Origin of the sequence: Geobacillus sp. FJAT-46040 (assembly GCF_002335725.1) — a bacterium.
Taxonomy (GTDB): domain Bacteria; phylum Bacillota; class Bacilli; order Bacillales; family Anoxybacillaceae; genus Geobacillus; species Geobacillus thermoleovorans.
The window spans coordinates 2190611-2216699 of the sequence record NZ_NISS01000001.1 but is presented as its reverse complement, the minus strand read 5'-3'; the positions used below and the strand labels follow the sequence as shown (position 1 = coordinate 2216699).

Annotated in this window: 21 protein-coding genes, 2 pseudogenes and 1 riboswitch; of the genes and pseudogenes, 11 read left to right on the top strand and 12 right to left on the bottom strand. The window is 49.2% G+C overall.

Features of this window, described 5'->3' with window-relative positions; genetic code table 11:
- Positions 1-8 precede the first annotated feature (8 nt).
- On the top strand, positions 9-1028 hold the full coding sequence (locus CD000_RS11715; protein ID WP_096225722.1) for a LacI family DNA-binding transcriptional regulator: 1020 nt from the start codon (positions 9-11) through the stop codon (positions 1026-1028).
- Positions 1029-1873: 845 nt separating this feature from the next.
- Here the strand turns inward: CD000_RS11715 and CD000_RS11710 are convergent.
- A complete protein-coding gene (locus CD000_RS11710) occupies positions 1874-2737 on the bottom strand; it encodes an SDR family oxidoreductase (protein ID WP_096225721.1) in 864 nt (287 codons plus the stop codon).
- A 230-nt stretch (positions 2738-2967) separates the two neighbouring features.
- On the opposite strand from CD000_RS11710, the gene CD000_RS11705 reads away from it, so the two are divergent.
- The 4 genes from CD000_RS11705 to CD000_RS11690 all read left to right on the top strand — a co-directional run bounded on the left by CD000_RS11705 (position 2968) and on the right by CD000_RS11690 (position 5667).
- Positions 2968-3105, top strand: a complete 138-nt coding sequence (locus tag CD000_RS11705) for an AbrB/MazE/SpoVT family DNA-binding domain-containing protein (RefSeq protein ID WP_227412669.1) — start codon at positions 2968-2970, stop codon at positions 3103-3105.
- Between the two features lie 160 nt (positions 3106-3265).
- Entirely contained in the window at positions 3266-3808 is a 543-nt protein-coding gene (locus tag CD000_RS11700) for a helix-turn-helix domain-containing protein (protein ID WP_096225720.1), read from the top strand.
- Positions 3798-4325 carry an IS630 family transposase gene (locus CD000_RS11695; protein ID WP_143425241.1) on the top strand — a complete coding sequence of 176 codons (528 nt, stop codon included), beginning with the start codon at positions 3798-3800 and terminating at the stop codon, positions 4323-4325. Before CD000_RS11700 ends, CD000_RS11695 begins: the two co-directional genes overlap by 11 nt.
- A gap of 94 nt (positions 4326-4419) precedes the next feature.
- Positions 4420-5667 (top strand): RNA-guided endonuclease InsQ/TnpB family protein, encoded by a 1248-nt coding sequence (locus CD000_RS11690; RefSeq protein WP_096225147.1) that lies wholly within the window; start codon positions 4420-4422, stop codon positions 5665-5667.
- 705 nt (positions 5668-6372) lie between these two features.
- On the opposite strand, the gene metH is transcribed toward CD000_RS11690, so the two are convergent.
- Positions 6373-9783 (bottom strand): methionine synthase, encoded by a 3411-nt coding sequence (gene metH / locus CD000_RS11680; protein WP_096225719.1) that lies wholly within the window; start codon positions 9781-9783, stop codon positions 6373-6375.
- A complete protein-coding gene (locus CD000_RS11675; protein WP_096225718.1) occupies positions 9776-11623 on the bottom strand; it encodes a bifunctional homocysteine S-methyltransferase/methylenetetrahydrofolate reductase in 1848 nt (615 codons plus the stop codon). Before CD000_RS11675 ends, metH begins: the two co-directional genes overlap by 8 nt.
- A 69-nt stretch (positions 11624-11692) precedes the next feature.
- Positions 11693-11795, bottom strand: a riboswitch (SAM riboswitch).
- A 283-nt stretch (positions 11796-12078) separates the two neighbouring features.
- Between CD000_RS11675 and CD000_RS11670 the strand changes: the two genes are divergently transcribed.
- The 5 genes from CD000_RS11670 to CD000_RS11650 all read left to right on the top strand — a co-directional run bounded on the left by CD000_RS11670 (position 12079) and on the right by CD000_RS11650 (position 17470).
- On the top strand, positions 12079-13137 hold the full coding sequence (locus tag CD000_RS11670) for an ABC transporter ATP-binding protein (protein ID WP_096225717.1): 1059 nt from the start codon (positions 12079-12081) through the stop codon (positions 13135-13137).
- The gene (locus tag CD000_RS11665) at positions 13134-13943 is read left to right on the top strand and encodes an ABC transporter permease (protein ID WP_089096929.1); all 810 of its coding nucleotides are present in this window, start codon (positions 13134-13136) and stop codon (positions 13941-13943) included. The genes CD000_RS11670 and CD000_RS11665 overlap by 4 nt, the downstream gene beginning before the upstream one ends.
- Positions 13940-14743: an ABC transporter permease gene (locus CD000_RS11660; protein ID WP_096225716.1), complete on the top strand. Its 804-nt coding sequence runs from the start codon at positions 13940-13942 to the stop codon at positions 14741-14743. Before CD000_RS11665 ends, CD000_RS11660 begins: the two co-directional genes overlap by 4 nt.
- Entirely contained in the window at positions 14744-15817 is a 1074-nt protein-coding gene (locus CD000_RS11655) for an ABC transporter substrate-binding protein (RefSeq protein ID WP_096225715.1), read from the top strand. It begins immediately after the preceding gene.
- A 189-nt stretch (positions 15818-16006) separates the two neighbouring features.
- The gene (locus CD000_RS11650) at positions 16007-17470 is read left to right on the top strand and encodes a sigma-54-dependent transcriptional regulator (protein ID WP_233130433.1); all 1464 of its coding nucleotides are present in this window, start codon (positions 16007-16009) and stop codon (positions 17468-17470) included.
- A 202-nt stretch (positions 17471-17672) separates the two neighbouring features.
- On the opposite strand, the pseudogene CD000_RS19195 reads toward CD000_RS11650, so the two are convergent.
- The 6 genes and pseudogenes from CD000_RS19195 to adhP form a co-directional block, all read right to left on the bottom strand.
- A pseudogene (locus CD000_RS19195) lies at positions 17673-18128 on the bottom strand (ExeA family protein); the annotation flags it as partial.
- Positions 18129-18323: 195 nt separating this feature from the next.
- Positions 18324-19124: an ExeA family protein gene (locus CD000_RS11635; protein WP_011229854.1), complete on the bottom strand. Its 801-nt coding sequence runs from the start codon at positions 19122-19124 to the stop codon at positions 18324-18326.
- Positions 19117-20364 (bottom strand): IS481 family transposase, encoded by a 1248-nt coding sequence (locus tag CD000_RS11630; RefSeq protein ID WP_011229853.1) that lies wholly within the window; start codon positions 20362-20364, stop codon positions 19117-19119. The genes CD000_RS11635 and CD000_RS11630 overlap by 8 nt, the downstream gene beginning before the upstream one ends.
- A 142-nt stretch (positions 20365-20506) precedes the next feature.
- Positions 20507-21070 carry a DUF6431 domain-containing protein gene (locus tag CD000_RS19190; protein WP_096225038.1) on the bottom strand — a complete coding sequence of 188 codons (564 nt, stop codon included), beginning with the start codon at positions 21068-21070 and terminating at the stop codon, positions 20507-20509.
- 267 nt (positions 21071-21337) lie between these two features.
- Entirely contained in the window at positions 21338-22855 is a 1518-nt protein-coding gene (gene adh, locus CD000_RS11620; RefSeq protein WP_011230233.1) for an aldehyde dehydrogenase, read from the bottom strand.
- Positions 22856-23181: 326 nt separating this feature from the next.
- Positions 23182-24192, bottom strand: coding sequence for an alcohol dehydrogenase AdhP (gene adhP, locus CD000_RS11615; protein WP_096225714.1), 1011 nt, complete (start codon positions 24190-24192; stop codon positions 23182-23184).
- 458 nt (positions 24193-24650) lie between these two features.
- Between adhP and CD000_RS11605 the strand changes: the two genes are divergently transcribed.
- On the top strand, positions 24651-24971 hold the full coding sequence (locus CD000_RS11605; protein WP_025038928.1) for a hypothetical protein: 321 nt from the start codon (positions 24651-24653) through the stop codon (positions 24969-24971).
- Between the two features lie 124 nt (positions 24972-25095).
- Here CD000_RS11605 and CD000_RS11600 read toward each other — a convergent pair.
- The 3 genes and pseudogenes from CD000_RS11600 to CD000_RS11595 form a co-directional block, all read right to left on the bottom strand.
- Positions 25096-25314: pseudogene (locus CD000_RS11600) on the bottom strand (DUF1572 family protein); the annotation flags it as partial.
- Between the two features lie 2 nt (positions 25315-25316).
- A complete protein-coding gene (locus tag CD000_RS19185; protein WP_233130511.1) occupies positions 25317-25541 on the bottom strand; it encodes a hypothetical protein in 225 nt (74 codons plus the stop codon).
- Entirely contained in the window at positions 25441-26088 is a 648-nt protein-coding gene (locus tag CD000_RS11595; protein WP_233130524.1) for a hypothetical protein, read from the bottom strand. Before CD000_RS11595 ends, CD000_RS19185 begins: the two co-directional genes overlap by 101 nt.
- Position 26089: the final 1 nt, after the last annotated feature.

The window sequence follows — 26089 nt, the reverse complement described above, 5'->3', positions numbered from 1 at the left end:
GGGGGCTTATGACCGTTACGATTAAAGATGTGGCGAAACGAGCGAACGTTGCGCCGTCAACCGTCTCGCGCGTCATCGCCGACAGCCCGCGCATCAGCGAGAAGACGAAACAGCGGGTGCGCGAAGCGATGAAAGAGCTCGGCTATCACCCGAACTTTATTGCTCGCAGCCTCGCGAGCCAAGCGACGCAAGTGATCGGCATCGTCATGCCGAGCTCCGCCGACCAAGCGCTGCAAAACCCGTTTTTCCCGGAAGTCATCCGCGGCATCAGCAAAGCCGCCCATGAAAAGCGATATGCTTTGCAAATGTCGACCGGAGAGAAAGAGAACGACATTTACGAGCGAGTCGTGGAGATGCTGCAAGGACGGCGCGTCGATGGCGTTATTTTGCTTTACTCGCGGCAAAACGATAAGCTCATGAAGTACTTGTTAAAGCATGGCTTTCCGTTCGTCGTCATCGGCAAACCGAACCAAAAAGCGGAACAAGTGACCCATGTCGACAACGACAACGTCCAGGCGGGGAAAGATGCGACGAACTACTTGATTGCCTACGGCCATGAGCGCATCGCGTTTGTCGGCGGCAATCCGCAATATTTGGTGACCGTCGACCGCCAAACCGGCTACGCCGCGGCCTTGCAGGAGGCGGGGCTTCCGTACCGGCCGGAATACGTCGTCCATGCAGAATTTTTGCAGGAAGGCGGCCAAGAGGCGATGAAGGAGCTTCTTTCGTTGCCTGAGCCGCCGACCGGGCTTGTCGTCGCCGATGATCTCATGGCGCTCGGCATCTTGAAAACGCTTGATGAAATGGGGCTTGGCGTCCCGGAAGATGTTTCGATCGTCAGCTTCAACAACACGCTGCTCGCCGAAATGTCGCGTCCGCCGCTCACGTCGGTTGACATCGGCATTTTTCAGCTCGGCTACGAAGCGGCGAAAAGTTTAATTGAGAAAATCACCAACCCGAATGAACCGATCAAACGCATCATCATTCCCCACCGGCTTGTGGAGCGGGGGTCGTGTGCGAGGCGGTAGATCAAGGAAGCGCTATTGGGGAAAAGGTGTCCGTCGCATGGACGGGCATCTTTTTCTATTTCTACATAGAACTTAGAAGGCAGGTGAAAAACCGCTGATTCCCTTCATCAATGGGGAAACGCGTGAAAATTAGGATCGATGCAACATTTTCTAGTTGAGAAATGAGATGGAAAAGCCGTATCTAGGATTAAATCACCAGCCTCCTAGAAGGTTAATCCTTGTTTTGCGGGGAGGAGAAAGGGAATGTTCCCGTATTATCATTTAGTTATCGTTGGATCTTCCGGTCTTTTTTCATAGCGAGCGACTCATGATTTCTCTCCTTTCAAACACTATATGGGCTGACGGGAAGAAGCTGTCATCAAAATGTATCGACCTTCTATCCCCCGTCCTTTGTGTGAAGGGAACTAGTCCTTTACGCATGGCTCATCTGTTTTACAGATATCGTATGATACAAATTATACAAAAAGTTTGATGACACCTTCATATCTCATGAATCAAGGAAGGCACAAGTTTTTCAAGATGTGGAGATTGGTACGTTATGTTTCTTTCGATTGATGATCCGATTTGCAAAAAATGAAGCCTCGGTCATAGACAACGTACACTCAAGGAGAGATGGGGACGATTCACAAAAGCTCAATTGGTCAGAGGCATTCTCCGTTCGCCTTTCACGGTCAAAGAAAACACCCGCCCCATTCGGGACGGGTGGAGAGAAGAGGGGCACCTTGTAAAGAAGTAGAGGAACATCGTAGCTTTATCGTACTCATTTTTTTACAATCACGCCATATTTTTGTTAGAAAAGGTAACGTGATTTTGTTAAAAAAGTTCGGCGCCAGCGGCTGCCGCGGTCAATCGCTGATGAACTTGCCGCCATTTACATGAAGCATTTGCCCGGTCATGTACGACGACTCATCGCTCGCCAAAAAGACGTAGCACGGAGCGACTTCGCTCGGCTGGCCGGGCCGTTTCATCGGCGTGTTGGCGCCGAATGCGGCGACTTGCTCACTTTGAAAGGTGGAGGGGATGAGCGGCGTCCAAATCGGGCCTGGGGCGACGCCATTGACGCGGATGCCTTGCCCAACGAGCGCTTTGGCGAGCGAGCGGGTGAACGCGACGATTGCGCCTTTTGTCGCCGAGTAGTCGATGAGCTGCTCATTTCCTTCGTAGGCGGTGATCGAAGAGGTGTTAATAATCGCGCTTCCGCTTTTTAAGTGTGGGAGCGCCGCTTTCGTTAGGAAAAAGCAGCCGAATACGTTCGTGCGAAACGTTTTTTCCAGCTGCGCGGCAGTGATGTTGAGAAAGTTCGGCTGCGGGTGCTGCTCGGCGGCGTTGTTGACGACGATGTCAAGCTTGCCGAACGCTTCGATCGTCTGTTTCACCGCCTCTTTGCAAAACGCTTCATCGCCGATGTCGCCGGCGATGGCCAAGCACCGTTTTCCTTCCTGTTCGACAAGCCGTTTTGTTTCCTCGGCGTCCTCGTGTTCGTTCAAATACAAAATGGCGACATCGGCCCCTTCTTTGGCGAAATGGACGGCGACCGCCCGGCCGATGCCGCTGTCGCCGCCGCTGATGATGGCGACTCTGTTTTCGAGCTTGCCGCTTCCTTTATAGGTGTCTTTGATGGTGATCGGCTGCGGGTTCATCTCCGTTTGCAGGCCGGGCTGGCGCGTCTGGTGCTGCGGGGGCAGCGTTGTTTGTTGCTTTGTGACCATGTTTGTTCCTCCTTAGCATGTATTGTCATCGTTAGTATGGGACGGAGGAGGGGAATTATGTGTGAAGAGGGGATGGACCGTGCTGTTCAATAGATCTGGAAATTTGGGGAACATGTTTTTCTCTTCTGTTTTTTCGTTTCTTGCCATAGAAGTCTTGGGGGATTAGACAATCTTTACTTTTTGATTAAGCAAAGATAAAATGATTAGCAAAGAGGAAAGGAGGATTTGTGATGAAGCCATCCTCACATGAAACGTATACGTATTACTCCACACTTTCTTCGAAACATCAAGTGACGATTCCAATGAAGATCAGAGAAGTGCTTGGGGCAGAACCGGGAGACCAAGTCGCGTTTGTTTATCTTAATTAGGCGAGAAGACTCCCACTTCAACAAAGCGAAGCGGAGTAAGTGGGAGATGAATCGCCTTAACTATATACATGCTCATTGAAAAGTTAACCTTCGCATAAGCGGTGCCCACTCCGGTTATACTGCTCCTAAGGAAAAGCATGGAAAAGGAGCGGAATTCTGCATGAAACGTCTCAAAATCACCAACGATCACGGATGGACACCTCGGACACTTCGCAAACAGGAACGGAAAATCAAAAACACCCTTCTTCGCCAACGGGTGATGGCGGTTCGCCCGGTCATGGAAGGCTATTTGGGCAAAGAGGTGGCCTCCATGGTCAACGTGTGCCGACAAACCGTTTCCCATTATGTGTCGCTGTTCAACGAAGGCGGCCTTGAACTCCTGCTTCATCGGGATTTCGCCCCCGGGCGGGAGCCGTTTCTCACGGAAGAACAGCAAGAAAAGATCAAACAGCTTGTGTTGACCACTACTCCCGCGGAACTGGGCTGGGACGTCGCTTCGGCGTGGAACACCAAACTCCTGCAATCCTATGTCGCAAAGCAATTCGGTGTTTCCATTTCCCGCGAAGCGCTGCGAAAACTCCTGCACCGCAAAGGGCTGTCGTGGACACGGCCGACCTACACATTGGCGAAAGGCGATCCGGATCGACAAAAGAATTTTGAGAAACAGATCGACTTCATAAAAAAAAAACTTAATGGATCCTGATTCGGTCTTGTTGTACCTTGATGAAACACATATCCGCTCTTACCATGTCTTGCGGTCCACATGGTCGGAAGTCGGCCGCCAAAAACAAGTGCCGACGTTCGGCCATCATGCCCACGTATCGCTGTTTGGCGCGGTCAACATCCACGATGGCGAAACGGTGCTTCATCAAACGACCGCTGCCAATGCCGCGACGTTCTTGGATTTCTTGAGAATGCTCAAAGAGCGCTATCCGGACCGTCTCATGGTCTTGGTGTTGGATAACGCCCGCATTCACCATGCCAAAATGGTCAAGGAGTTTTTGCGGGAAGAAGGGGAGTGTTTTCACTTTATTTACCTTCCTCCCTATTCGCCACAGCTGAACCCGATCGAACGCTTATGGAAATGGCTGAAAGATACGGTGATTGCCAATGTATTTCACAAGGATCGCAACGATATCATTCAAGCCATTACTCGGTTTGTCAACTACATCCACGAACGTCCGGAGGAAGTGCTGCAGCGCTTAGGGTGTGCAGGATGAGAAGTTAACTCTTTATGTTGCATGTATATATATTTTGCTGAAAATAGGATAGATTCAGTAAAATATAGTATAATATAGGATGGGAGGTGAAAACATGTATTTTTGTATCAAACAACAGCTAAATGGTTTGACCAAAGAAGAATACTTGACTCTTCGAGAACTGTGCCATATTGCCAAGAACATGTACAACGTCGGATTGTACAATGTCAGACAATACTATTTTGAACACAAGGAATTTCTTAATTATGAGAAAAATTATCATCTTGCAAAAACTAACGAAAACTATAAGCTGTTAAACAGCAACATGGCACAGCAAATTTTAAAAAAGGTCAATGAAGCCTTTAAATCTTTCTTTGGTTTGATCAGTCTTGCCAAACAAGGAAAATATGACCACAAGGCTATCAGTATTCCAAAATATCTTAAAAAAGATGGCTTTCATTCACTGATCATTGGCCAGATTCGTATAGACGGCAACAAATTCACGATACCGTATTCTCGCCTATTTAAAAAGACTCACAAGCCTATCACGATAACGATTCCGCCTGTGTTACTGGACAAAAAGATTAAGCAGATTGAAATCATTCCTAAGCATCATGCCAGGTTCTTTGAGATTCAGTACAAATATGAAATGCCTGAAGATCAAAGAGAATTAAATGACCAAAAAGCACTGGCAATTGATTTAGGATTAAACAATGTTGCCACTTGTGTCACATCAGACGGCAGATCATTCATCATTGATGGGCGGAGATTAAAAAGTATAAATCAATGGTTTAACAAAGAAAATGCCAGACTTCAAAGCATAAAAGATAAGCAAAAAATCAAAGGCACCACTCGTAAACAGGCTTTGCTTGCTATGAATCGCAATAATAAAGTGAATGATTATATCAACAAGACTTGCCGTTACATCATTAACTACTGTATTGAAAATCAAATTGGCAAACTTGTCATTGGCTATGCGGAAACATGGCAACGCAATATGAATCTAGGAAAAAAGACAAATCAAAACTTTGTCAATATTCCTCTCGGTAACATAAAAGAAAAACTAGAATATCTTTGTGAATTTTACGGCATTGAATTCTTGAAACAGGAAGAATCCTATACGTCTCAAGCCAGCTTTTTTGACGGCGATGAGATTCCTGAATATAATGCCGACAATCCAAAAGAATATAAGTTCAGCGGCAAACGTATTAAGCGCGGCTTGTATCGAACAAAGTCTGGCAAACTAATTAATGCTGATGTCAATGGCGCATTAAACATCTTAAAGAAAAGTAAAGCTGTAGACCTGAGTGTCTTATGCTCTAGCGGCGAAGTGGACACGCCTCAAAGAATAAGGATTGCTTGAAGCAGTCAAACTTCTTTGGAAGCCCCCACTTCAAATTTTCGCTAGAAAATTAAGTGGGGGTAGTTCACGGGGAAAATCAAGAGGTGACGTTAAAGGTGAAAAAGAAAGATGCGTTGCTATCTTTGTTCGGCACCATGCCGCCTAGGGGGGACAGTCGTCCGATGAGATGGGAGGATATTCGCAAACAAGCGAAAGAGGAACGGATGTCCAAGAGGGAAAAGAACGCAGAGTAGATGATAGGGAGAAGAGGATGAAACGTGTATATTTTAGATACGAACATCATCATTCGTTTTTTAACGGATTTCCGAAAGAAGTCTCCCACCTCAAGGAACGCGAAGGGTGTAACCCAGTGAGTAGGTGGGAGATGAATGTCGGTTGGCGTTAGCCAACGAATAGGATAGAATATGGCTAGAACGCTGTTGCAGTGTCGATTTTGCTGACGCGTATCTTTCGGCGCTGGCGCAGCACACTGCATCCATCCAAGGGATCATCACCTGGAACGAAAAAGATTTTCGTCGGCTTGGTGTGGAATGCTATATGCCTGAATCCATCATTTGAATCAATGATGGTTGACACTTGAACAAACATCGCGATTTTCCCAGAGCGCCAATCCCCGTCTTTTTTTTGCTGCAAAACGGGAAACGCCAAGGTGCGTAAAAAAGCAAACGAGCTGGTTCACATAGCCCAGCTCGTTTCTCATTTTGCTTATAACACATTGAAATACCGTGCCTCTGGATGGGCGAAGACGATCGCCGAAACCGATGCTTCGGGCTCCATCATGTAGCCGTCGGTGAGGCGGATGCCGATGTCTTCTGGATGAAGCAGGCGGAACAGCTTTTCTTGATCTTCCAAGTTCGGACAGGCCGGGTAGCCGAACGAGTAGCGCTGGCCCTGGTATTTGGCGGCGAAGCGCTCTTCCATCGTGAAATCGGGGTCGTCCGGGAAGCCCCAACGGTCGCGCATAATTTGGTGGATTCGTTCGGCGAATCCTTCGGCAATCTCGAGCGCCAACGCTTGGATGGCATGGCTTTTCAAAAATTCGCCTTCGTCTTTCCACTGTTGGGCGAGTTCGCGGACGCCATGCCCGGCGGTGACGGCGAACAAGCCGACGTAATCCATTTCGCCGCTTTCTTTCGATTTCAAATAATCGGCGAGGCAAAGATACGGCGCCCGCGGTTGGCGCGGAAAGTCGAACATCTCGAGCACTGTTTTGCCGTCAGTCGGATCGTAAATGTAAACCCGGTTGCCGTCGCTTTGCGCCGGGAAGAAGCGGTAGACGCCGGCGGGTTGAATCCAGCCGCGTTCTTTCGCTTCGGCAACGAGTTCGTCGACGACCGCTTTTAACGCCAACGCTTTTTCGTCCCGTTCTTCAAGCAGCCGCTTCACTTTTCCTTTCAAGCCGAGGTGGTGGCCGAGCACCATTTGCCAGTTGACGTACGGCAACACATGGTCAAGCGGCACGTTTCGCAGCACGTGGCGCTCGAGGTCGGCCGGGATGTAGACGGGAACGTCGGTCGAGACGGTCGATTTGACCGTTGCGGCAACGGCTGTTGGCCGCGTCGGCTCGCTTTCGGCCGTTTCTTTTTTCTTGTAGTCAATTTCGCCTTGCTGGAGTTGGTTGGCGAGCGCGAGCCCGTCCATGGCGTCTTTCGCGTACAAGACGATGCCGTCGTATTCGGGTGCGATTTTGTTTTCGGTAAATTTGCGCGTCAAGGCGGCGCCGCCGACTAAAATGGGCGTTGAGATGCCGGCTTGCCGCAAATCTTGGGCGGTGACGACCATCTGTTGGGCCGATTTGACAAGCAAGCCCGACAACCCGATGATGTCGGGCTGATGTTCGCGCACCGCTTCAATGAGTTGCTGCGGAGCGACTTTAATGCCGAGGTCGATCACCTCGTAGCCGTTGTTGCTTAAAATGATGTCGACCAAGTTTTTGCCGATGTCATGCACATCGCCTTTGACGGTGGCGAGAATGACTTTTCCTTTTGTGCTTCCTTCTTTCTTTTCCATATACGGCTCTAAAAAGGCGACCGCTGCTTTCATCACTTCCGCGCTTTGCAATACTTCAGCGACGATGAGCTGGTTGTTGTTAAACAGCCGCCCGACTTCATCCATGCCGGCCATGAGCGGACCGTTGATGATGGACAGCGGATCGGAGTAGGTCTCAAGCGCCTTTTCCAAATCGGGAATGAGCCCGTCTTTCGACCCTTCAATGACGTAGCGGGCGAGCCGCTCTTCAAGGCTCAAGTTCTCCTCAGCCGGCTTGGCGGCGGTGATTTTGCTTCGGTAAAATTCGATAAAGGTGTTTAATGTTTCATCGCTCGTGTCAAACAAAAGCGCTTCGGCCATCCGCACTTCCTCTTCCGGAATCGAGGCGAACCGCTCAAGCTTCTCAGTGTTGACGATCGCATAATCGAGCCCAGCTTGCGTGCAATGGTACAAAAAGACGGAGTTGAGCACCTCGCGCCCGGCCGGCGGCAAGCCGAACGAGACGTTGCTGATGCCGAGCATCGTCAAGCACTCCGGCAGTTGCTCTTTAATGAGGCGAATGCCTTTGATCGTTTCGTTCGCCGCGCCGATGTATTGCTCATCACCGGTGCCGACCGGGAAGACGAGCGGATCGAAAATGATGTCGCGCGCCGGCACCCCGTAGCGGTTCACGAGCAAGTCATACGAACGCAAGGCAATTTCCAGCTTCCGTTCGGCGGTGACCGCCATTCCTTGTTCATCGATCGTGCCGACGACGACAGCGGCGCCGTATTTGTGCAAGAGAGGAACGACTTTCGCAAACCGCTCCTCGCCGTCTTCCAAGTTGATCGAATTGATGATCGCTTTCCCTTGCGAGTAGGTGAGGGCGCGCTCGATGACGCGCTCGTCGGTTGAATCGATGACAAGCGGCACTTTCACTTTTTTCACGACTTCGCGGACGAACTGCTCCATGTCATGGAGTTCGTCGCGGTCTGGGTCGGCGAGGCAAATGTCGATGACATGGGCGCCGTTTTTCACTTGTGCGCGGGCGATTTCCGCCGCTTCTTCGTATTTCCCTTCGGCGATGAGGCGCTTGAATTTGCGCGAGCCGATGACGTTTGTCCGCTCGCCGACAAAGAGCGGGCGCATCGTTTCCTCATAAATGAGCGCCTCGATGCCGGAGACGGCGTGGACGTCAAACGAAGACGGGATCGCCCGCGGCGGGATGCCGCGCACCGCTTCGGCGATGGCGCGAATATGGTCCGGCGTCGTGCCGCAACACCCGCCGACGATGTTGATCCATCCCTTTTCGGCAAAGCGGCGGATTTTCTCTGCCAACATCTCCGGCGTTTCATGGTAGCGGCCTTCTTCATCCGGCAGCCCGGCGTTCGGATAGCAGCTGACCGCCGTATCCGCAAGCGAGGCGAGCGTCCGCAAATGGTCGGTCATAAACTCCGGGCCGGTCGCGCAGTTTAAGCCGACGGCGATCGGCTTCATATGGCGCACCGAGATGAAAAACGCATCGATCGCCTGGCCGGCGAGCGTCGTGCCCATCGGCTCGATCGTGCCGGAAATCATGAGCGGCACGCGGCGGCCGACCGCCTCAAACGCCTTGGAAATGCCGAGAAATCCGGCTTTTACGTTCAACGTATCTTGGCACGTCTCCAGCAACAGAAGATCGACGCCGCCCAACAGCAGCCCGCGCGCTTGTTCTTCATAGGCGGCGACGAGTTCCTCAAAGGTCGCGCCGCCTGTCACCGACAACGTCTTCGTCGTCGGCCCCATCGACCCGGCGACAAAGCGCGGCCAGTCGGGAGTTGAGAACGCCTCCGCCGCTTGTTTGGCGAGCTTGGCCGCTTCGATGTTCAACTCGAGCGCCAAATGCCCGAGGTTGTATTCATCGAGCACAATGCGCGTCGCCCCGAACGTGTTCGTTTCGATGATGTCAGCGCCCGCTTCCAAATACGCTTCGTGAATGCGGCGGATGACAGGCGGGGCGGTGAGGGTCAAATATTCGTTGCACCCTTCATACGCCTCGCCGCCAAAATCGGCGGCTGATAGGTTGGCGCTTTGGATCATCGTCCCCATCGCGCCGTCAATGACGAGAATTTTTCGCTGCAGCTGCTGTTCTAAGGTGATGTTAGCCATGAACAACCTTCCTTTCTTTGGCGGCCGCTTCTTTTTCATGGATGTAGCGGACGAGCTCGACCGTCATGTCATAGCGCAAAAACGGCGTGATCAAATAAATGCCGTTAAACAAATCAAACGCAGCGTCAATGAGCGATTTGGCGATAGCGATGCCTTCCTTGGCTGCTTGCACCGGGTCGCTGCCGCAGGCGGCCATGCGGGCGCGAATCTCGTCCGACAGGGTGATCCCCGGCACTTCATGGTGCAAAAACTCGGCGTTGCGCGCGCTTACCAGCGGCATAATGCCAATGTAGATCGGCGTGGCGAGATGTTTCGTTGCTTCATATATTTGCACGATTTTTTCTTCCGAGTAAACCGGTTGGGTCAAGAAATAGTGAGCGCCGCATTGAATTTTTTTCTCCATTCGCTCAACTGCTTTATCCAAATGGCGGACGTTCGGATTGAAGGCCGCACCGATCGAGAAGTTCGTTTTTTGCCCAAGCGGTTTGCCCGAGTACGACAGCCCTTCGTTAAACTGGCGGATCAAGCGGATCAAATCGAACGATGATAAATCATACACCGACGTTGCTCCTGGGAAGTCGCCGATTTTCGACGGGTCGCCGGTAATAGCGAGCACGTCGGTGATGCCGAGCGTATGCAACCCCATCAAATGCGACTGCAGGCCGATCAAGTTGCGGTCGCGGCACGTAATATGCACGAGCGGGCGGACGCCGAGCCGCTCTTTCACGATCGTGGCGACGGCGGCGTTGCTGATGCGCGGCGTAGCAAGCGAGTTGTCGGCCAACGTCAGCGCGTCGATGCCAGCGTCATGGAGCGCTTTCGCCCCAGCAAGAAACTTGTCAATCCCCAATTTTTTCGGCGGATCCAGCTCCACAATGACCGAGCGGCGCGTGCGGGCGAGCTCGGGAAGCGGAGTCGGCGCGGGCCGATCGGCTTGCACCGATACAGATGCCGTGCGCCGCTTCACCGTTTTTTCCGTCACCGGCGTCCGGTCGGCGAGCGCCTTTGCCATTGCCTCAATATGTTTCGGCGTCGTGCCGCAGCACCCGCCGATCAAGCGCACCCCTTGATCTCGGAACGCTTTGGCCGCCTCTTCAAAATATTCCGCGTTCGTTTCATAGACAAGCCGGCCGTCGCGGTAATCCGGGAGGCTCGCGTTCGGATACGCCGACAAAAATGCGCGATTGGGCAGGGGCACTTCCTCAAGCGACTGAATCATATAGTGCGGACCAAGCCGGCAGTTGAGCCCGACAACATCGGCCCCGAGCGCCTCCAGGCGGCTAAGGGCGTCCGCGAGCGGCGTGCCGTCTTGCAAAACGCCGACTTCATGGAGCGACACATGGGCGATAATCGGCAAGTCCGTCTCTTTGCGCGCGATGGCAAGCACCGTCTCCAACTCTTCCAAATCGTAATACGTCTCCAGCAGCACACCATCAACCCCTTCGGCAAGCAGCACAAACAGCTGCTCGCGAAACGTCCGCTTCACTTCGTCAAGCGGTACGACGCTTTTGTTCAATGTGCGCAGCCCTCCGATCGTTCCGAGCACGTACGCCCCCCCATTGGCTGCTTGCTTCGCCAGTCTTACAGCGGCGCGATTGATCGCCGGCACCTCGTCTTGCAAGCCGTAGCGTGCGAGTTTCACATAGTTGGCGCCGTATGTATTCGTCTGAATGACATCGGCGCCCGCCGCGATATACGCTTCATGAATATGAATGATTTCGTCTGGATTCGATAGATTCAATTCTTCAAAACAACGGTCGACGCCATGCGAATATAACAGCGTCCCCATCGCTCCGTCGGCGATGAGAATGCGTTGTTTCAACTCATCGAGCAGCCCCACGTTTGATTCCCCCATTTCGTTGTAGTAAAAGAAAAAAGCCTTCTAAGAAGAAGACTTTTCATTCGCTTCTTCTTATCTTCCAGGCTTCCGCCTGTCTGGATTTAGCACCTTGGCCGCGGGCCAGGTTGCTGAGGGTTCACCGGGCCAGTCCCTCCCCCTCTCTTGATAAGAATGTCCGTATGCAATTGTGCGGCAGCGTTTTGATGATTACTATATAATTTAATGTATTTTTCGAAATTATTCAATACGGTGAAGCAAGGAAATTTGAAAAAAACGATCAATGAGACAGCTGATTTCCGCATTGCGGGCAAAATTGGAAGCTGTTCTGCGGAATAGTCAGCCGCTTTTTGTTTTTTAGTCGCCGACATGGCGGAAAGCATATTTTTCCGTTGCACTTTCTACTCTCCTATGTTCTAATTAGGAATAGTGAACATCAAGAAGATGGGGGGCTGAAAGTGAACGGAGAAATCATCCGCTTCGAGCGAGTGACGAAGGAATACGACGGCGCAGCCGTACTGGATGATGTCAGTTTTGCGATGGAGCGCGGGAAGTTTTATACGCTGCTTGGACCGTCGGGTTGTGGGAAGACAACGATTTTGCGGCTGATTGCCGGGTTTATCGAGCCGACGGAAGGAACGATTTATTTCCACGGAAAGCCGATTCAAAACGTCCCGCCGAACAAGCGGCAAGTCAACACTGTTTTTCAAGACTATGCATTGTTCCCTCATCTCGATGTGTTTGAAAACGTTGCGTTTGGTTTGCGCGTGAAAAAGATGAAAGAAACCGACATTCGCGAGAAAGTGAGGGAAGCGCTTCGGTTTGTCAACTTGGAAGGCTATGAGCGCCGCCGCATTCAAGAAATGTCCGGCGGTCAGCGCCAGCGCGTCGCGATTGCGCGGGCGATTGTGAATGAGCCAGAAGTTTTGCTCTTGGATGAGCCGCTGTCGGCCTTGGATTTGAAGCTGCGCACGGAAATGCAGTACGAACTTCGCGAACTGCAGCGCCGCTTAGGGATTACGTTCATTTTTGTCACGCATGATCAAGAAGAAGCATTGGCGATGTCCGATTACATTTTTGTTCTGAATAAAGGAAAAATTCAGCAGTTTGGGACGCCGAAAGACATTTACGATGAGCCTGTCAATCGATTCGTCGCCGATTTCATTGGCGAATCGAACATTTTGTCAGGGCGCATGATCGACGATTTCCTCGTCGAATTTGCCGGCAAACAGTTTGCGTGTGTTGACCGCGGCTTCGCGCCAAACGAACCGGTCGATGTCGTCATCCGCCCGGAAGATTTGGAGCTCGCGGCGCCGGAAGACGGGCAGATCGTCATCCGCGTCGATTCGCTCTTATTCCGCGGTGTCCATTATGAAATTTGCGGCTATGACGAAAACGGCAACGAATGGCTTGTCCATTCGACGAAAAAGGCCGAAGTCGGGGAAACGGTCGGCCTTCGTTTTGAACCGGAAGCGATTCACGTCATGCGACTCGAAAAGGAGGATGAGGACGCATGACGGAACGGGCGTGGCGGAACTGGTATTTAATCCCTTATGGCATTTGGCTTGTGCTGTTTGTCGTGGCCCCGATTGTCTTTTTGGTGTATGAATCGTTTTTGGATCTTGACGGCCATTGGACGTTGTCCAACTACAAATCCGTGTGGACGCCCATTTATTTGAAAATGATGGCGTATTCGTTTTGGTATGCGTTTTTAATCACGCTTGTGTCGCTGCTCATCGGCTATCCGACCGCCTATTGGCTGACGAAGACGCGGCACAAGCAGCTATGGCTGTTGTTGCTTATTTTGCCGATGTGGGTGAATTTGCTGCTGAAGGTGTATGCGTTTTTAGGGCTGTTCGGCACGTACGGGCTGGCCAACGCTTTGTTGAAAGCGCTGGGCGTCGGGCCGCGGCAGCTGTTGTTCACCGATTTCAGTTTTGTCTTTGTGTCGGTGTACATTTTTATTCCGTTTATGGTGCTGCCGATTTTCAACGCGCTGGAGGAGCTGCCGCCATCGCTTGTCGATGCCGCCCGCGATTTGGGCGCTTCGGCTTGGACGACGTTCCGCCGCGTCGTCTTCCCGCTCACGCTTGGCGGGGTGAAGGCCGGCTGCCAGGCGGTGTTTATCCCGGCGTTGTCGCTGTTTATGATTACGCGCCTCATTGCGGGCAACCGCGTCATTACGCTCGGCACGGCCATTGAGCAGCACTTCCTCGTCACCCAAAACTGGGGGATGGGGGCGACGATCGCTGTTGTGTTAATGATCGCGATGGCGGTCATCGTTGTCCTGACAGGAACCGGAAGGAAAGAGGGAAGCCGATGAAACGGACGCATTGGTGGGGACGTGTGTACTTGTTAGTCGTGTTTGCCGTGATGTATACGCCGATTGTGTATTTGATGTATTATTCGTTCAACAGCGGCGGGGCGATGCACGATTTTCAATCGTTCACGTTTAAATGGTACCGCGACGTGCTGTCCGACGACCGCTTGCTCATCATCGTTTTGAATACAATCGTCATTGCGCTGCTGTCGGCGGCGGTCGCGACGATACTTGGGGTCATCGGGGCGCTCGCCATTTACTATGTCAAGCGACAGCGGACGAAAAACGCCCTTCTTGCTCTCAACAACGTGTTGATCGTCAGTCCGGATGTCATCATCGGCGCTTCGTTTTTGTTGCTGTTTACAATCGCTGGCATCAAGCTTGGGTTTACATCCGTGCTGTTGTCTCACATTGCTTTTAGCGTGCCGATTGTCGTGTTAATGGTGCTGCCGAAACTCGAGGAAATGAGCCCGACGCTGATTGATGCGGCTAGAGATTTAGGAGCCAGTCATTGGCAAGTGCTGTCCGGTGTGGTGCTGCCGTTTTTGGCTCCGAGCATATGGGCGGGCTTTTTCATGGCGCTCACGTATTCGCTCGATGACTTTGCCGTGACGTTTTTTGTCACGGGAAATGGGTTCTCGACGCTGTCGGTGGAAATTTATTCGCGGGCGCGCCAGGGCATTTCCTTATCGATCAATGCGCTGTCGACGCTGCTATTTTTATTTACGATGCTGCTTGTCATCGGTTATTATGTGCTCAGCCAAAAAGGCGGCCGAATGTACGGGATAGGGGGGCGAAAGTAGGTGAAACGGCTTGTCCAAGGGTTTGCGGCCGTGTTCATCGCGGCGTTCGTCCTCATGTTCATCACCCACCGGTTGAACGAAGCGGAAGGGTACGGCGGAGGCAAAACGGTGACGGTCTACAACTGGGGCGATTACATTGACCCCGCGCTCGTTCGCGAATTTGAAAAAGAGACAGGGTGGAAAGTGATTTACCAAACGTTTGATTCCAATGAGGCGATGATGGCGAAAATCGCCCAAGGCGGGGCAACGTTTGACGTCGCCGTTCCGTCCGATTACGCCATCAGCAAAATGATCGAGGAAAACTTGCTGTTGCCGCTCGATCACGACAAGCTGCCGAATTTACAATATATCGAACCGCGGTTCCTCAACTTGTCGTTTGATCCGCACAACCGGTATTCGGTGCCGTATTTTTGGGGGACGGTCGGCATCGTCTACAACCGCGACATGCTCGGTGGCAAGAGGATTACGAGCTGGAACGACTTATGGGATCCGAGTTTGCGAAACCAAATTTTGCTTGTCGACGGAGCGCGCGAAGTAATGGGCATGGCGTTAAACAGCCTCGGCTATTCCCTCAATGACACGAACAAAGCCCATTTGCAAGAAGCAAAGCGGAAACTCGATCGACTCATGCCGAATGTGAAGGCGATTGTCGGCGATGAGATCAAGCTGCTTCTCGCGAATGAAGAAGCGGCCATTGGCGTCGTTTGGTCGGGCGACGCGGCGGAAATCATCGCCGAAAACGACAAGCTCGACTATGTCGTGCCGAAAGAAGGATCCAACCTATGGTTTGACAACATGGTCATTCCGAAAACAGCGAAAAACATCGAAGGAGCGCACGCGTTTATCAATTTTATGCTCGACCCGAAACACGCGGCGCAAAACGCCGAGTATGTCGGCTATTCGACGCCGAATCGCGCGGCGCTTCGCTATTTGCCAAAAGACATCGCGGGCGATCGGCGCTTTTACCCCGATTTGGATTCAGCAGGGCATCTCGAAGTGTACGAAAACTTAGGAAAACACATGCTCGCCTACTACAACGAGCTGTTTTTGCAGTTTAAGATGCAGCAAAAATAAACAAACGAAGCAGCGTTCTATCGGCGAAGCGAGCGTACGCCTTCATTCACGAGGGTTGGCGCTCGCTTTCTCATTTCTCCTTCTCCTGCAGAAAATCAGGAGGATTTCTCATCCGAGATGTCGAATGAGTGCTTAAAACATAAGGTTGTTGAGCAATAAAATGCAGATGGCCAATAAGGGGGCACGAGGATGAACATTCATAAGTTCGTGATGCCCGAAGTGATTTTTGGTAACGGTTCCATTCATCAAGTAGGGGAAAGTTGTCTAAGGCTTGGTGCGACAAATGTGTTGATTGTCAGCGATCCAGGTGTTACGGAAGCTGGTTGGCTCGATGTTGTCATGAACAAGGTTAAGCTTGGATTTAGTGGGGAAGATTTTTTTCAGTTGATTCAACAATACAAGTTTGATCTTGCTTTCATCGATGTGAAACTTCCAGATGCAAATGGTTTAAATTTATTAAAACAGTTAAAACGCTCATGTCCTTCTTGTAAAGCTGTTGTAATGACAGGCTATAGCACAGTAAAGACAGCGGTTGAAGCGATTAAACATGGAGCAAACGACTATATTGAAAAGCCGTTTGACGATATTGAACAGTTAGAGCGATTAATCGATGAATTATTAAGTGATGGTCCTCTTTCATCCCAAGATGATATGTATAAGCTGGCTGAGACGCTCGGTTTCATTGTTGGAACAAATAAAGAGATGAATGATTTGCTTAAATTGGCTTATAAAATTGCGAAAAAAAATGTGAACGTGTTGATTGAAGGAGAGACGGGGACTGGAAAAGAAGTGCTCGCTCATTTTATCCACAACGCGAGCATGCGCTATGACCAGCCTTTTATTGGGGTGAATTGTGGCGCTGTTTCGGAAACACTGTTAGAAAGCGAATTGTTTGGACATGAAAAAGGAGCGTTCACAGGAGCGGTAAAGGAGAAAAAGGGGATTTTTGAAATTGCTAACCGTGGCACGTTATTTTTAGATGAAATTGGAGAAGCGTCTCTCGCGACGCAAGTAAAACTGTTAAGAGTGCTAGAAACAGGGGAGTATATTCGCGTCGGGGGTGAAACGATCCGCAAAACGAATACACGCATTATTGCTGCTTCGCATGTCAATCTGGCAAAAGCGGTCGAGGAGAAGACGTTTAGAGAGGATTTATTATATAGATTAGATGTTGTGAAACTTACCATTCCTCCGCTTCGAGAGCGGCTCGAAGATCTTCCAATTTTGATTGATTATTTTTTAAAAAAACTAAATACACCTCTATCGTTTTCAGAGGACTGTATTTCCCGTATGAAACAGTATCATTGGCCGGGGAATGTGAGAGAATTGTATAATGTTGTTAAAAGGGCGATAACTCTAGCGGAAGGAGAAACAGAGGTGATCACCGTTGATTATTTGCCGGAGAAGCTTAAGGTTCCGTTGCATTTAGGGCAAGTGTCGAATAACAAGCGAAGTACAAAAGATGAAGTAGAAGACTTAGAAGCTTATTTGCAAAAATGGATGAATGGTGTGCTAGCACTATGGAAAAACAGTGATCGATTAGATCTTGAACAAGTAATATCTTCAGTGAAAGAACTAGAAACTAAAATCGGCCGATCTTTTGTAATGAAAATGTTAAAAGAAACGTTAGGAAATCGTAAAGAACAAGTGTAAATTAGCACATTATTTCAGAATCACTTTTTCAAATTATTTCAGATGGATTCTGAAATAATGTGCAAAATTTTTGCGGATTGTTCCGGATTTTGCACATTCTTTCGGAACGTTTGCACGCTCTTTCAGATGAAGATTTCCAGCGCGCCTGATGGACCGATGGAAAAGAGAAAGCACAAAAGAGGCCGATTCGGCCCCTTTCGTGCTAATACCCCATTTCCTCTGCGGCCATGCGCACCATTTCTTCGTCAATGGCGTCCTTTTTCAGCTGATACCCGTATAACAGGCACGTCGTGGCCAACGTGTTGATCACCCGAGGCCATCCCCGCGACTGCAGGGCAATCGCCTCTAACGCCGATGGGGTGAAGATCGGATGCTTCGCCCCGGCCTGTTTCATCCGATGCTCGATGTAGCCCGCCACCTCTTCCCTCTCCAGCGGCCCCATCCGGTATCGCATGATGATCCGTTGGTCGAGAGGGTGGTGCTGATTGAGCCGCAGCTTCCCCTGTAAATGGGGCAGCCCGGCCAAAATCAAGACAAATGGGTTGGTCGAATCCATCTCAAAGTTGAACAAGATCGCGATGTCCTGTAAAAATGCATCCTTCGCTAAATGCATCTCGTCCAAAATGAACACCGGCGTGATCCGCCGTTCATGATACATGTAAATTAGCACATTATTTCAGAATCCCTTTTTCAAATTATTTCGGACGGATTCGGAAATAATGTGCAAAATCTTTGCGAATTATTCCAGGTTTTGCAGATTATTTCCGAACATTTGCACATTATTTCGGATGATTAACTAGAATGAGGATGGATCGGGATGAAACATAACAGGGGCCGATCAGCCCCTGCTGTGTCAGTACCCCATTTCTTCGGCTGCCATACGCACAATGTCTTCGTCAATCATATGTTTTTTTAATTGAGCGCCGTATAACAGGCAAGTGGTGGCGAGGTTGTTGATGATCCGCGGCCACCCCTGCGACTGCAGGGCGATCGCTTCTAAGGCAGCTGGGGTAAAAATCGGGTGTTTCGCCCCCGCCTGTTTCAGGCGGTGTTCGATATATCCTACCACTTCTTCCTTATCAAGAGGCCCCATCTGGTATCGCATGATGATTCGTTGGTGAAGCGGACGGTGTTGATTCAACCGTAGTTTTGCCTGTAAATGGGGCAGCCCCGCCAAAATCAAGACAAACGGATTTGTTGAGTCCATGTGAAAGTTGAACAGGATCGCGATATCCTGCAGAAAGGCATCCTTCGCTAAATGCATTTCATCGAGGATGAACACTGACGTTACCCGTTGTTCATGATACAAGCGCTCGATCCCTTGTTGGATTTGATAAAACAAGTCGACCTTGCGGTATTTCGGCTCTTCCCCGAGCCCGAAGGCAAGGCCGCGATAAAAGTCCATCACGCTTCCCGTTGACAATGGAAAATAAACGACGTGATACAGTGACGGATTCAGGGATTCCTTAAACGCCCGAAGGGCGAATGTCTTGCCGGCCCCTGGTTCACCGATCAATAGCCCGATCCCTCTTGTTCGTTTCACGTAGTCCAAAGCGGCGAGGGCCTCTTGATACGAGGCCCCTTGATAAGCCTCTGGTGGATTCGTCTCCTTCGAAAACGGCTCTCGGGAAAGGGAATAAAACGTTTTATACATCGTTTTCGCCTCCCTCTACCGGAACCGCCGCAAACGGTGACCGATGGCGTTTCACATAGGCATTGTCCTCGAAGCGAACAAGGACCGCTTCGGCGACCCGTTGACCGTCTTCGTACACATACACGCCTTGTTCATCATAACGGAGTTCGATCGATTGTCCGATGAACCGGGGCGGAACTTCATACAGCTGCTTGTTCAACGTGACCGTACCATCGGCCTTCACTTTACGGTATTCGCGTTTCAAAAAGATCGAGTCGAGCCAATCCGAATCCTCGACGAACGACACCAAATGGACTTGCGATTGAAACACTTCATGTGGCGTCTTCCCGTTCAACGAGGCATGCGGTTTTCGATGGTAATCTTCCTCCAACCACTTCCAAAATCGCTCGTTTAGCTCTTCGAGCGACTTCGGTGAATTCATTTCGAGCAACGGGTAAAACCGCGTCTGTACGGTGCGGAAAAATCGTTCGATTTTCCCTTTGCTTTGCGGATCGTACGGCTGGGTATGGATCAAGGTGATCCCTAACTCCGCGCAGGCGTACTGCAAGGGTTCCGCCCGATAAATCTTGCCGTTATCCGAGTAAATTCGCTTCGGCTTTCCGTATCGAAGCAGCGCTTCCTTGGTTACGATCCGCAACCCGTCAAATTTCTCGGAAGAGAAAAACTGAGCGTACGGCACGACCCGCGAGCAGTCATCGATATAGGCAATCAAAAACGTTTTTTGCGTTTTGCCATTCACGCGAATCAACGGGCCATGGGACAAATCACCTTGCCAGAGCTCATTGACCTGATCGTACGCGAATCGTTTTCGTTCAGGAATCGGTAAAATTTCTTTCCCCACGAGGTTGTATTTTTTTAAAAGTCGGTATATAGTGAAATAAGAGATGGATTGGATTTCCCCCTGCTCGATAAGGTGTTGGTAAAACACCGTCACGGGCATGTGGGGGTGTTTTTTTCTCAGGGCTAAAATGTGATCCTCTTCTTCAGGTGACAGCCTCCGGGAATGGCCACGGTCCGACCGTCGTTTCGGCTTCAGCGCCTCAAAGCCCCCTTTTTTGTACTGCGTGCACCAGTCGAGGATCGTTTTGGCGGCGATGCGTTTCTCTCCATGGTGGGGAACTTGATGGATCCGTTCCGCTACTTCCTTCAAGTACGTTTTTGGATCGACTTGTCCATTCACCAATGGAGCGATCAATCCATACCGAAATAAAGCGATCTCCTGTCTCATCGACTCATTCATTTCGATCTCCTCCTTCGTTCATCCCATTCTAGGACCTTATCGGTCCATCCTGTCTCTATCCTATCGGATCATTCCCCCGACCGTCGAGAGGAAAGGTTTGTGGAATCTATAAATGATTCCATATAAGGGGATATAAGTAAAATCAGGAACTGAATGTACGTGCAAAAAGATGCGTCGATCGGTGCTCCCATATCTCTTGGATGACGAAAAAGAGGCCGATCTCCTCCATCGTCTGGATCCACCATAGGGCTCGTTCTCTCACTTGGGCGATGGCAGGACCAATTTTTCTCCAGCGCTCCGCAAAAAACCAATGAAGGTGGTTCAAATTTCGGAATAAACGTCGGACATAAAATAAAACCCCTTCATCCGTAGGAAGGAGTGGAGCCTCCTCCATCCCCCGTTTCGGAGTCAGGCCCAACCGTTCTTTCACCACTCTCCATATGGTGGGCAACGTATACTGAAAATAAGGGAGAAGAAATGAAGGCAACACGGCCACCGTCCTCCTGCACTCCGGGCAGCGATACCGAGCGATCCAAATGCGATAAGACTGATGCGACGTCACGGCATTTCGTTCGTAGTACCCATGGCGATAAAGAGGGCGTTTTGCCTGGCAATGAGGGCACCGCTTAAGAAGGGGAAAGTCGTTTTGTTTTCCCCGCTGGGCATATGTCTGGACATCGACCTGAAAGTCATGAAACCGAATCACGTCCTCGTCCCCCCTCTGGAAATCACCCATGTCCCATTCCGAAATAATTCACAAAAAATTTAGCACATTCTTTCGGAAAGGGGGAGAGGGATATTCCGAAGGAATGTGCAAAAAAGAGTCTTTTTTGTGCGGAAATAAAGTGATAATTTACAAAGCAGCAGAGCGATTAAATATCAGCGTACGAACATTGAGATATTTATTAAAAGAAAAAGGAGCTGATCCAAAAGCGTAAACGACTTTCGGATCAGCTTTTTGTTGCTTGATTGATCAGAAAAATCCTAATGGTTTTGGATTGTAGCTAACGAGTAAATTTTTCGTTTGTTGATAGTGCGCTAACATCATATGATGGGTTTCACGGCCGATCCCAGATTGTTTATATCCTCCAAAAGCAGCATGGGCCGGATAAGCATGGTAGCAATTTGTCCAAACTCTTCCTGCCTGAATGCCTCTTCCGAAACGGTAAGCCAAGTTGATGTTTCTCGTCCATACCCCGGCACCAAGGCCGTACAACGTATCATTAGCGATCTCCAAAGCTTCCTGTTCATCTTTAAATGTTGTCACTGAGACTACTGGACCGAAAATTTCTTCTTGGAAAATACGCATTTTATTATGTCCTTTAAATACGGTTGGCTTGATATAATACCCGTTTTCGAATCCAGGGATTATGTTTTTTTCGCCGCCAATTAGGCATTCGGCGCCCTCTTGTTTTCCAATATCAATGTATGCAAGAATTTTTTCCATTTGTTCTGCTGAAGCTTGTGCTCCCATCATTGTGCTTGTATCAAGTGGATTTCCTGTTCGAATCTTTTTCACGCGTTCAAGAGCGCGCTCCATAAATTCGTCATAAATGGACTCATGGATGAGAGCACGAGAAGGGCACGTACAAACCTCGCCCTGGTTTAAAGCGAACATGACAAATCCTTCAATCGCTTTATCTAAAAAGTCATCGTCTTTTTCCATTACATCAGGAAAGAAGATGTTTGGGGATTTGCCGCCCAATTCCAGTGTAACAGGAATAATATTTTGTGAAGCGTACTGCATAATCAGCCGCCCTGTCGTTGTTTCACCGGTAAATGCGATTTTGGCGATACGTGGACTAGAAGCTAATGGTTTGCCAGCTTCTAATCCGAACCCGTTGACAACATTGAGCACTCCAGGCGGCAACAGATCACCAATCAACTCCATAAGCACCATAATCGATGCTGGAGTTTGTTCAGCTGGTTTTAGCACAATGCAGTTTCCGGCAGCAAGCGCAGGAGCAATTTTCCATGCTGCCATCAATAATGGAAAATTCCATGGGATAATTTGCCCGACAACGCCGAGTGGTTCATAAAAATGGTACGCGATCGTATCGTCGTCAATTTGGCTGATTGTTCCTTCTTGAGCGCGTATGGCTCCAGCGAAATAACGAAAATGATCGATGGCTAAAGGAAGGTCAGCGTTTAATGTTTCACGGATTGGTTTGCCGTTATCCCATGTTTCGGCAACCGCTAACATTTCTAAGTTTTCTTCCATTCGATCAGCGATTTTATTTAAAATCAACGCTCTGTCAGCCGGTGATGTTTTTCCCCAAGCTTCTTTTGCCGCGTGTGCTGCATCTAACGCCAATTCAATATCCTCAGCCTGCGAGCGTGCTACTTCACAAAATACTTCTCCTGTTATGGGTGTAATATTTTGGAAATATCGACCCGAAATAGGCGGTATCCATTCTCCGTTAATATAGTTATCGTATCTTGTTTTGAATTGAACTTTTGCATCTTTTTCGCCTGGTTTGCTGTAAATCATTTGCATCCTCCTTGTGTCATAAAGTTTCAGAAAGATGTTTAAATTAAGCTATTTTCCATTCAGATATACTCTTATGGCCATTGCGTCTTATAAAGTAGCTGCTCTTAGGGGAGGGGGAATTGTCCCCTAAGAGCTTGATATAATAGGCACCGTAATGTTTTCTAGAAAGCAGATGATAGGCGTTGTGGTGGAACAGGTCGATTTCTCAAAATGGGAAACCTTATGATATCAATCCACTCCTAAACCAAAAACAGACAATGCCGAAAAAATCGCTATTTTCCATCGTTCCTCTAGGAAATTTAGGGTTGTTCTTCTGCTGCTTTGTGTTACATTGTTAAAACAACGCGGCCATTGATTTGACCTTTTTCCATCCGTTCAAATACTTCGTTAACTTTTTCTAATGGTACCGCTTCCACAATAGGGCGAACTTTTCCGCGTGCGGCGAAATCTAGAGCTTCTTGCATATCTTTTCGTGTACCGACGATCGAACCTTTTATCGTAACTCCATTTAATACAGTGTCAAAAATAGGAATCGGCAGTTCATCGTGAGGCAGTCCAACTATGACAAGGCAGCCGCCGCGTCGCACGGATTGATAAGCTTGTTCGAACGCTTTTTTCGTTACAGCAACGCTAATAGCCGCTTGTACTCCGCCTACTTTTTCACGAATGGCTGCTACAGGGTCTTCTTGCAATCCATTGATCGTAATATCAGCACCCAACTTTGCCGCAAGTTCTGCCTTTTCATCACTGATATCAACAGCAACAACATTTAATCCCATTGCCTTGGCATATTGAAGAGCAATATGGCCCAATCCCCCGATTCCATAAATAGCGACCCATTCGCCAGGCTTGGCATTTGAAACTTTTAATGCTTTATACGTTGTGACCCCAGCACAAAGAATAGGAGCAACTTGTACGGGATCGAGGTTTTTAGGAATTCGTGCGACATAATTGGCCGGGGCTTTGCAATATTCTGCATAACTGCCATCGACAGAGTATCCACCGTTTAATTGATGTGGACAAAGTGTTTCTTGACCGCTTAAACAATATTCACATTCACCGCATGCTGAGTATAACCATGGAATGCCAACACGGTCGCCAATTTGGATTGATTTCACTCCCTCACCGATCTCAACAACAATTCCTACCCCTTCATGACCAGGAATAAGTGGAAGTTTCGGTTTTACCGGCCAATCCCCATGAGCCGCATGCAAATCGGTATGGCAGACGCCACAAGCTTCAATTTTCACAAGCACTTCGCCATATCCTAGTTTTGGTTTCTCCACTTCTTCAATTTGAAGTTTTTGCTTGAATTTGTGAACAACGGCGGCTTTCATTTCTCACCATCTCCTTATAAAGTTTTTTGGTTTCGCCTACTATGAAACGCAAAAATCGTGCCAAGTAATAATGGTGAAGAAGAGGGGGTGGTGATAAAGTAAAAGAACATTTAAAACAAGCAAGTTCTCAATTTGAAAAGTCGACTTCCTCAGAATTTGCGAATAAACGGTTGGAAGAAATAAACATGCTTCAACAGCTCCTAAAGAGATTTGATAGGGGAAGCGTGCCAAGATTTCGTCCATTTTCTCCAAATGTTCGGCAATTTTGTTCGAAAATTCGAACTTATCAAATGAGTGTCCCAAAAGAGATAGGACACCTTTTCTTATTGCCGAATAACGCATGAACTCTCTGCTCGAAGATGATTGTGATGAGTGTTTGAATATTTGGAAAAATGAAGAGGGGGAATGGAAAGAGAAGTATAAAATATTACCTCACCTTGATGAAAGGGGTCGAAAACATGCATAAACACTTGCCCATGGAAGAAGATGTGATGGATTTGCTCATTGGTGGTTTTTCCGGCGTGATGTTGGTCGCCATCATAACGGTTGTTTTTCTTTGGCGGAAGGACCGGCCGCGTCGTTCCGCATGGCATTGGATTTTTGCTCATTTTCTGCTGTTCTCTATTGCCGCCTACTTTGCATTGAGAGCAATCAAGTTTGATCTTACCCATGTGCAGGCATCTGAAGAAATCTCCCTCCTTCTTGGCAAGGCGGGGCTGGCGTGGGGAGTGGGGATGGTTTGTTTGTTGGTCGGCATTGTGAAACTTTCCAGACGATGACCACGATTTAGATCGGTATGATTGTAGAGAAACGCCAAGCTGCAAAAAAAAGCCATCCGCCTTTATCGACTGACGGTTCTGAGGGGCGGATGGCGTTTGCATGATCATTCGAATCAGAAGCTGCTTATGTTGTTTTTCGATTTCTTGGTATGGTCAGTGTTTTCCAGTTGTTTGCGTTCAGCTGTTTCGCGATATAGACGATTTGCCCGATATGATACGAATAATGGTACATTTGCCGCTCAATGGCTTCGATGACGGAATGGGGTTCGCCGCGGATCGTGACCGTCCGCAACAAATCCGTTTTCGCCGAAAGGGTGCGAAATGTGAGGGATAACGTCCGCTCTTTTATACGTAGCTTCCGATTTTTCCGTTTTTTCTCGCCCAATGCCATTGTTGCTTCAAGACTAATGAGCCCATGGCCAGCCATAATAGCGAGATGCCGAGAGCAGGAAAGAATACGGGCCATCCTTCATTCACTCCTTGCACGGCCCAAGAAAGGGGAGAAAAGTAGTTGAGAATATGAAAGGCTGTCGGCAATAAATTTGAAGATAGAAAAAAACCTGAGAAGATTAATAAATAATAAAGCAGCACCTCGGTAACGGCTCCGACTTGTTTTAAGCGAAGGGACAGGTCCTAAAATGAACACACCGATTCCCGTCATCCCGATTAGGCTTACGCCGCCAAATACGACGATCTCCGTTATCATGGATAATATTCCCGAGAGAATTTCGGAAAATCCAATCATCAAAGCCGCACAGATGAAAAAGAGCACTACCCACACGGATGATAATGCGATTTCCGCGATCACTACGCCCATTAAAACTTGCCATGGGGGAGTCTTGGTGGAAAGTACCTGCTCTGCCGTGCCGAGATACGCTTCCTCGATCACCGTGTTGCCGAGCTTTGAGATCAAATGAGCGCTTAAGTACCAAAGGCTGAAACCGAACAGTTTGAGCGTCGCTTCCTTTCCGGTTTGTATCGGGCTTGCGTACAGCGTACCGAGAAAAAAGACAAATTTAATGATAAGGCCAACGGTAAAATCGAACCAATACCGACGATACTCTGCCCTTTTTTTCAAAAAGGAAGCCAATACTACATTCAAGATTTGCAGGGGCAAC

Bases quoted from the DNA above. Each gene is read 5' to 3' on its own strand.
- CD000_RS11700 (WP_096225720.1), top strand. From the start codon at position 3,266: ATGAAACGTCTCAAAATCACCAACGATCACGGATGGACACCTCGGACA.
- CD000_RS11650 (WP_233130433.1), top strand. From the start codon at position 16,007: ATGAACATTCATAAGTTCGTGATGCCCGAAGTGATTTTTGGTAACGGT.
- CD000_RS11635 (WP_011229854.1), bottom strand. From the start codon at position 19,124: ATGTATAAAACGTTTTATTCCCTTTCCCGAGAGCCGTTTTCGAAGGAG.
- CD000_RS11605 (WP_025038928.1), top strand. From the start codon at position 24,651: ATGCATAAACACTTGCCCATGGAAGAAGATGTGATGGATTTGCTCATT.
- CD000_RS11690 (WP_096225147.1), top strand. From the start codon at position 4,420: ATGTATTTTTGTATCAAACAACAGCTAAATGGTTTGACCAAAGAAGAA.
- CD000_RS11665 (WP_089096929.1), top strand. From the start codon at position 13,134: ATGACGGAACGGGCGTGGCGGAACTGGTATTTAATCCCTTATGGCATT.
- CD000_RS11695 (WP_143425241.1), top strand. From the start codon at position 3,798: ATGGATCCTGATTCGGTCTTGTTGTACCTTGATGAAACACATATCCGC.
- metH (WP_096225719.1), bottom strand. From the start codon at position 9,783: ATGGCTAACATCACCTTAGAACAGCAGCTGCAGCGAAAAATTCTCGTC.
- CD000_RS11710 (WP_096225721.1), bottom strand. From the start codon at position 2,737: ATGGTCACAAAGCAACAAACAACGCTGCCCCCGCAGCACCAGACGCGC.
- CD000_RS11715 (WP_096225722.1), top strand. From the start codon at position 9: ATGACCGTTACGATTAAAGATGTGGCGAAACGAGCGAACGTTGCGCCG.
- adh (WP_011230233.1), bottom strand. From the start codon at position 22,855: ATGATTTACAGCAAACCAGGCGAAAAAGATGCAAAAGTTCAATTCAAA.
- CD000_RS11660 (WP_096225716.1), top strand. From the start codon at position 13,940: ATGAAACGGACGCATTGGTGGGGACGTGTGTACTTGTTAGTCGTGTTT.
- CD000_RS11705 (WP_227412669.1), top strand. From the start codon at position 2,968: ATGAAGCCATCCTCACATGAAACGTATACGTATTACTCCACACTTTCT.
- CD000_RS11630 (WP_011229853.1), bottom strand. From the start codon at position 20,364: ATGAATGAGTCGATGAGACAGGAGATCGCTTTATTTCGGTATGGATTG.
- adhP (WP_096225714.1), bottom strand. From the start codon at position 24,192: ATGAAAGCCGCCGTTGTTCACAAATTCAAGCAAAAACTTCAAATTGAA.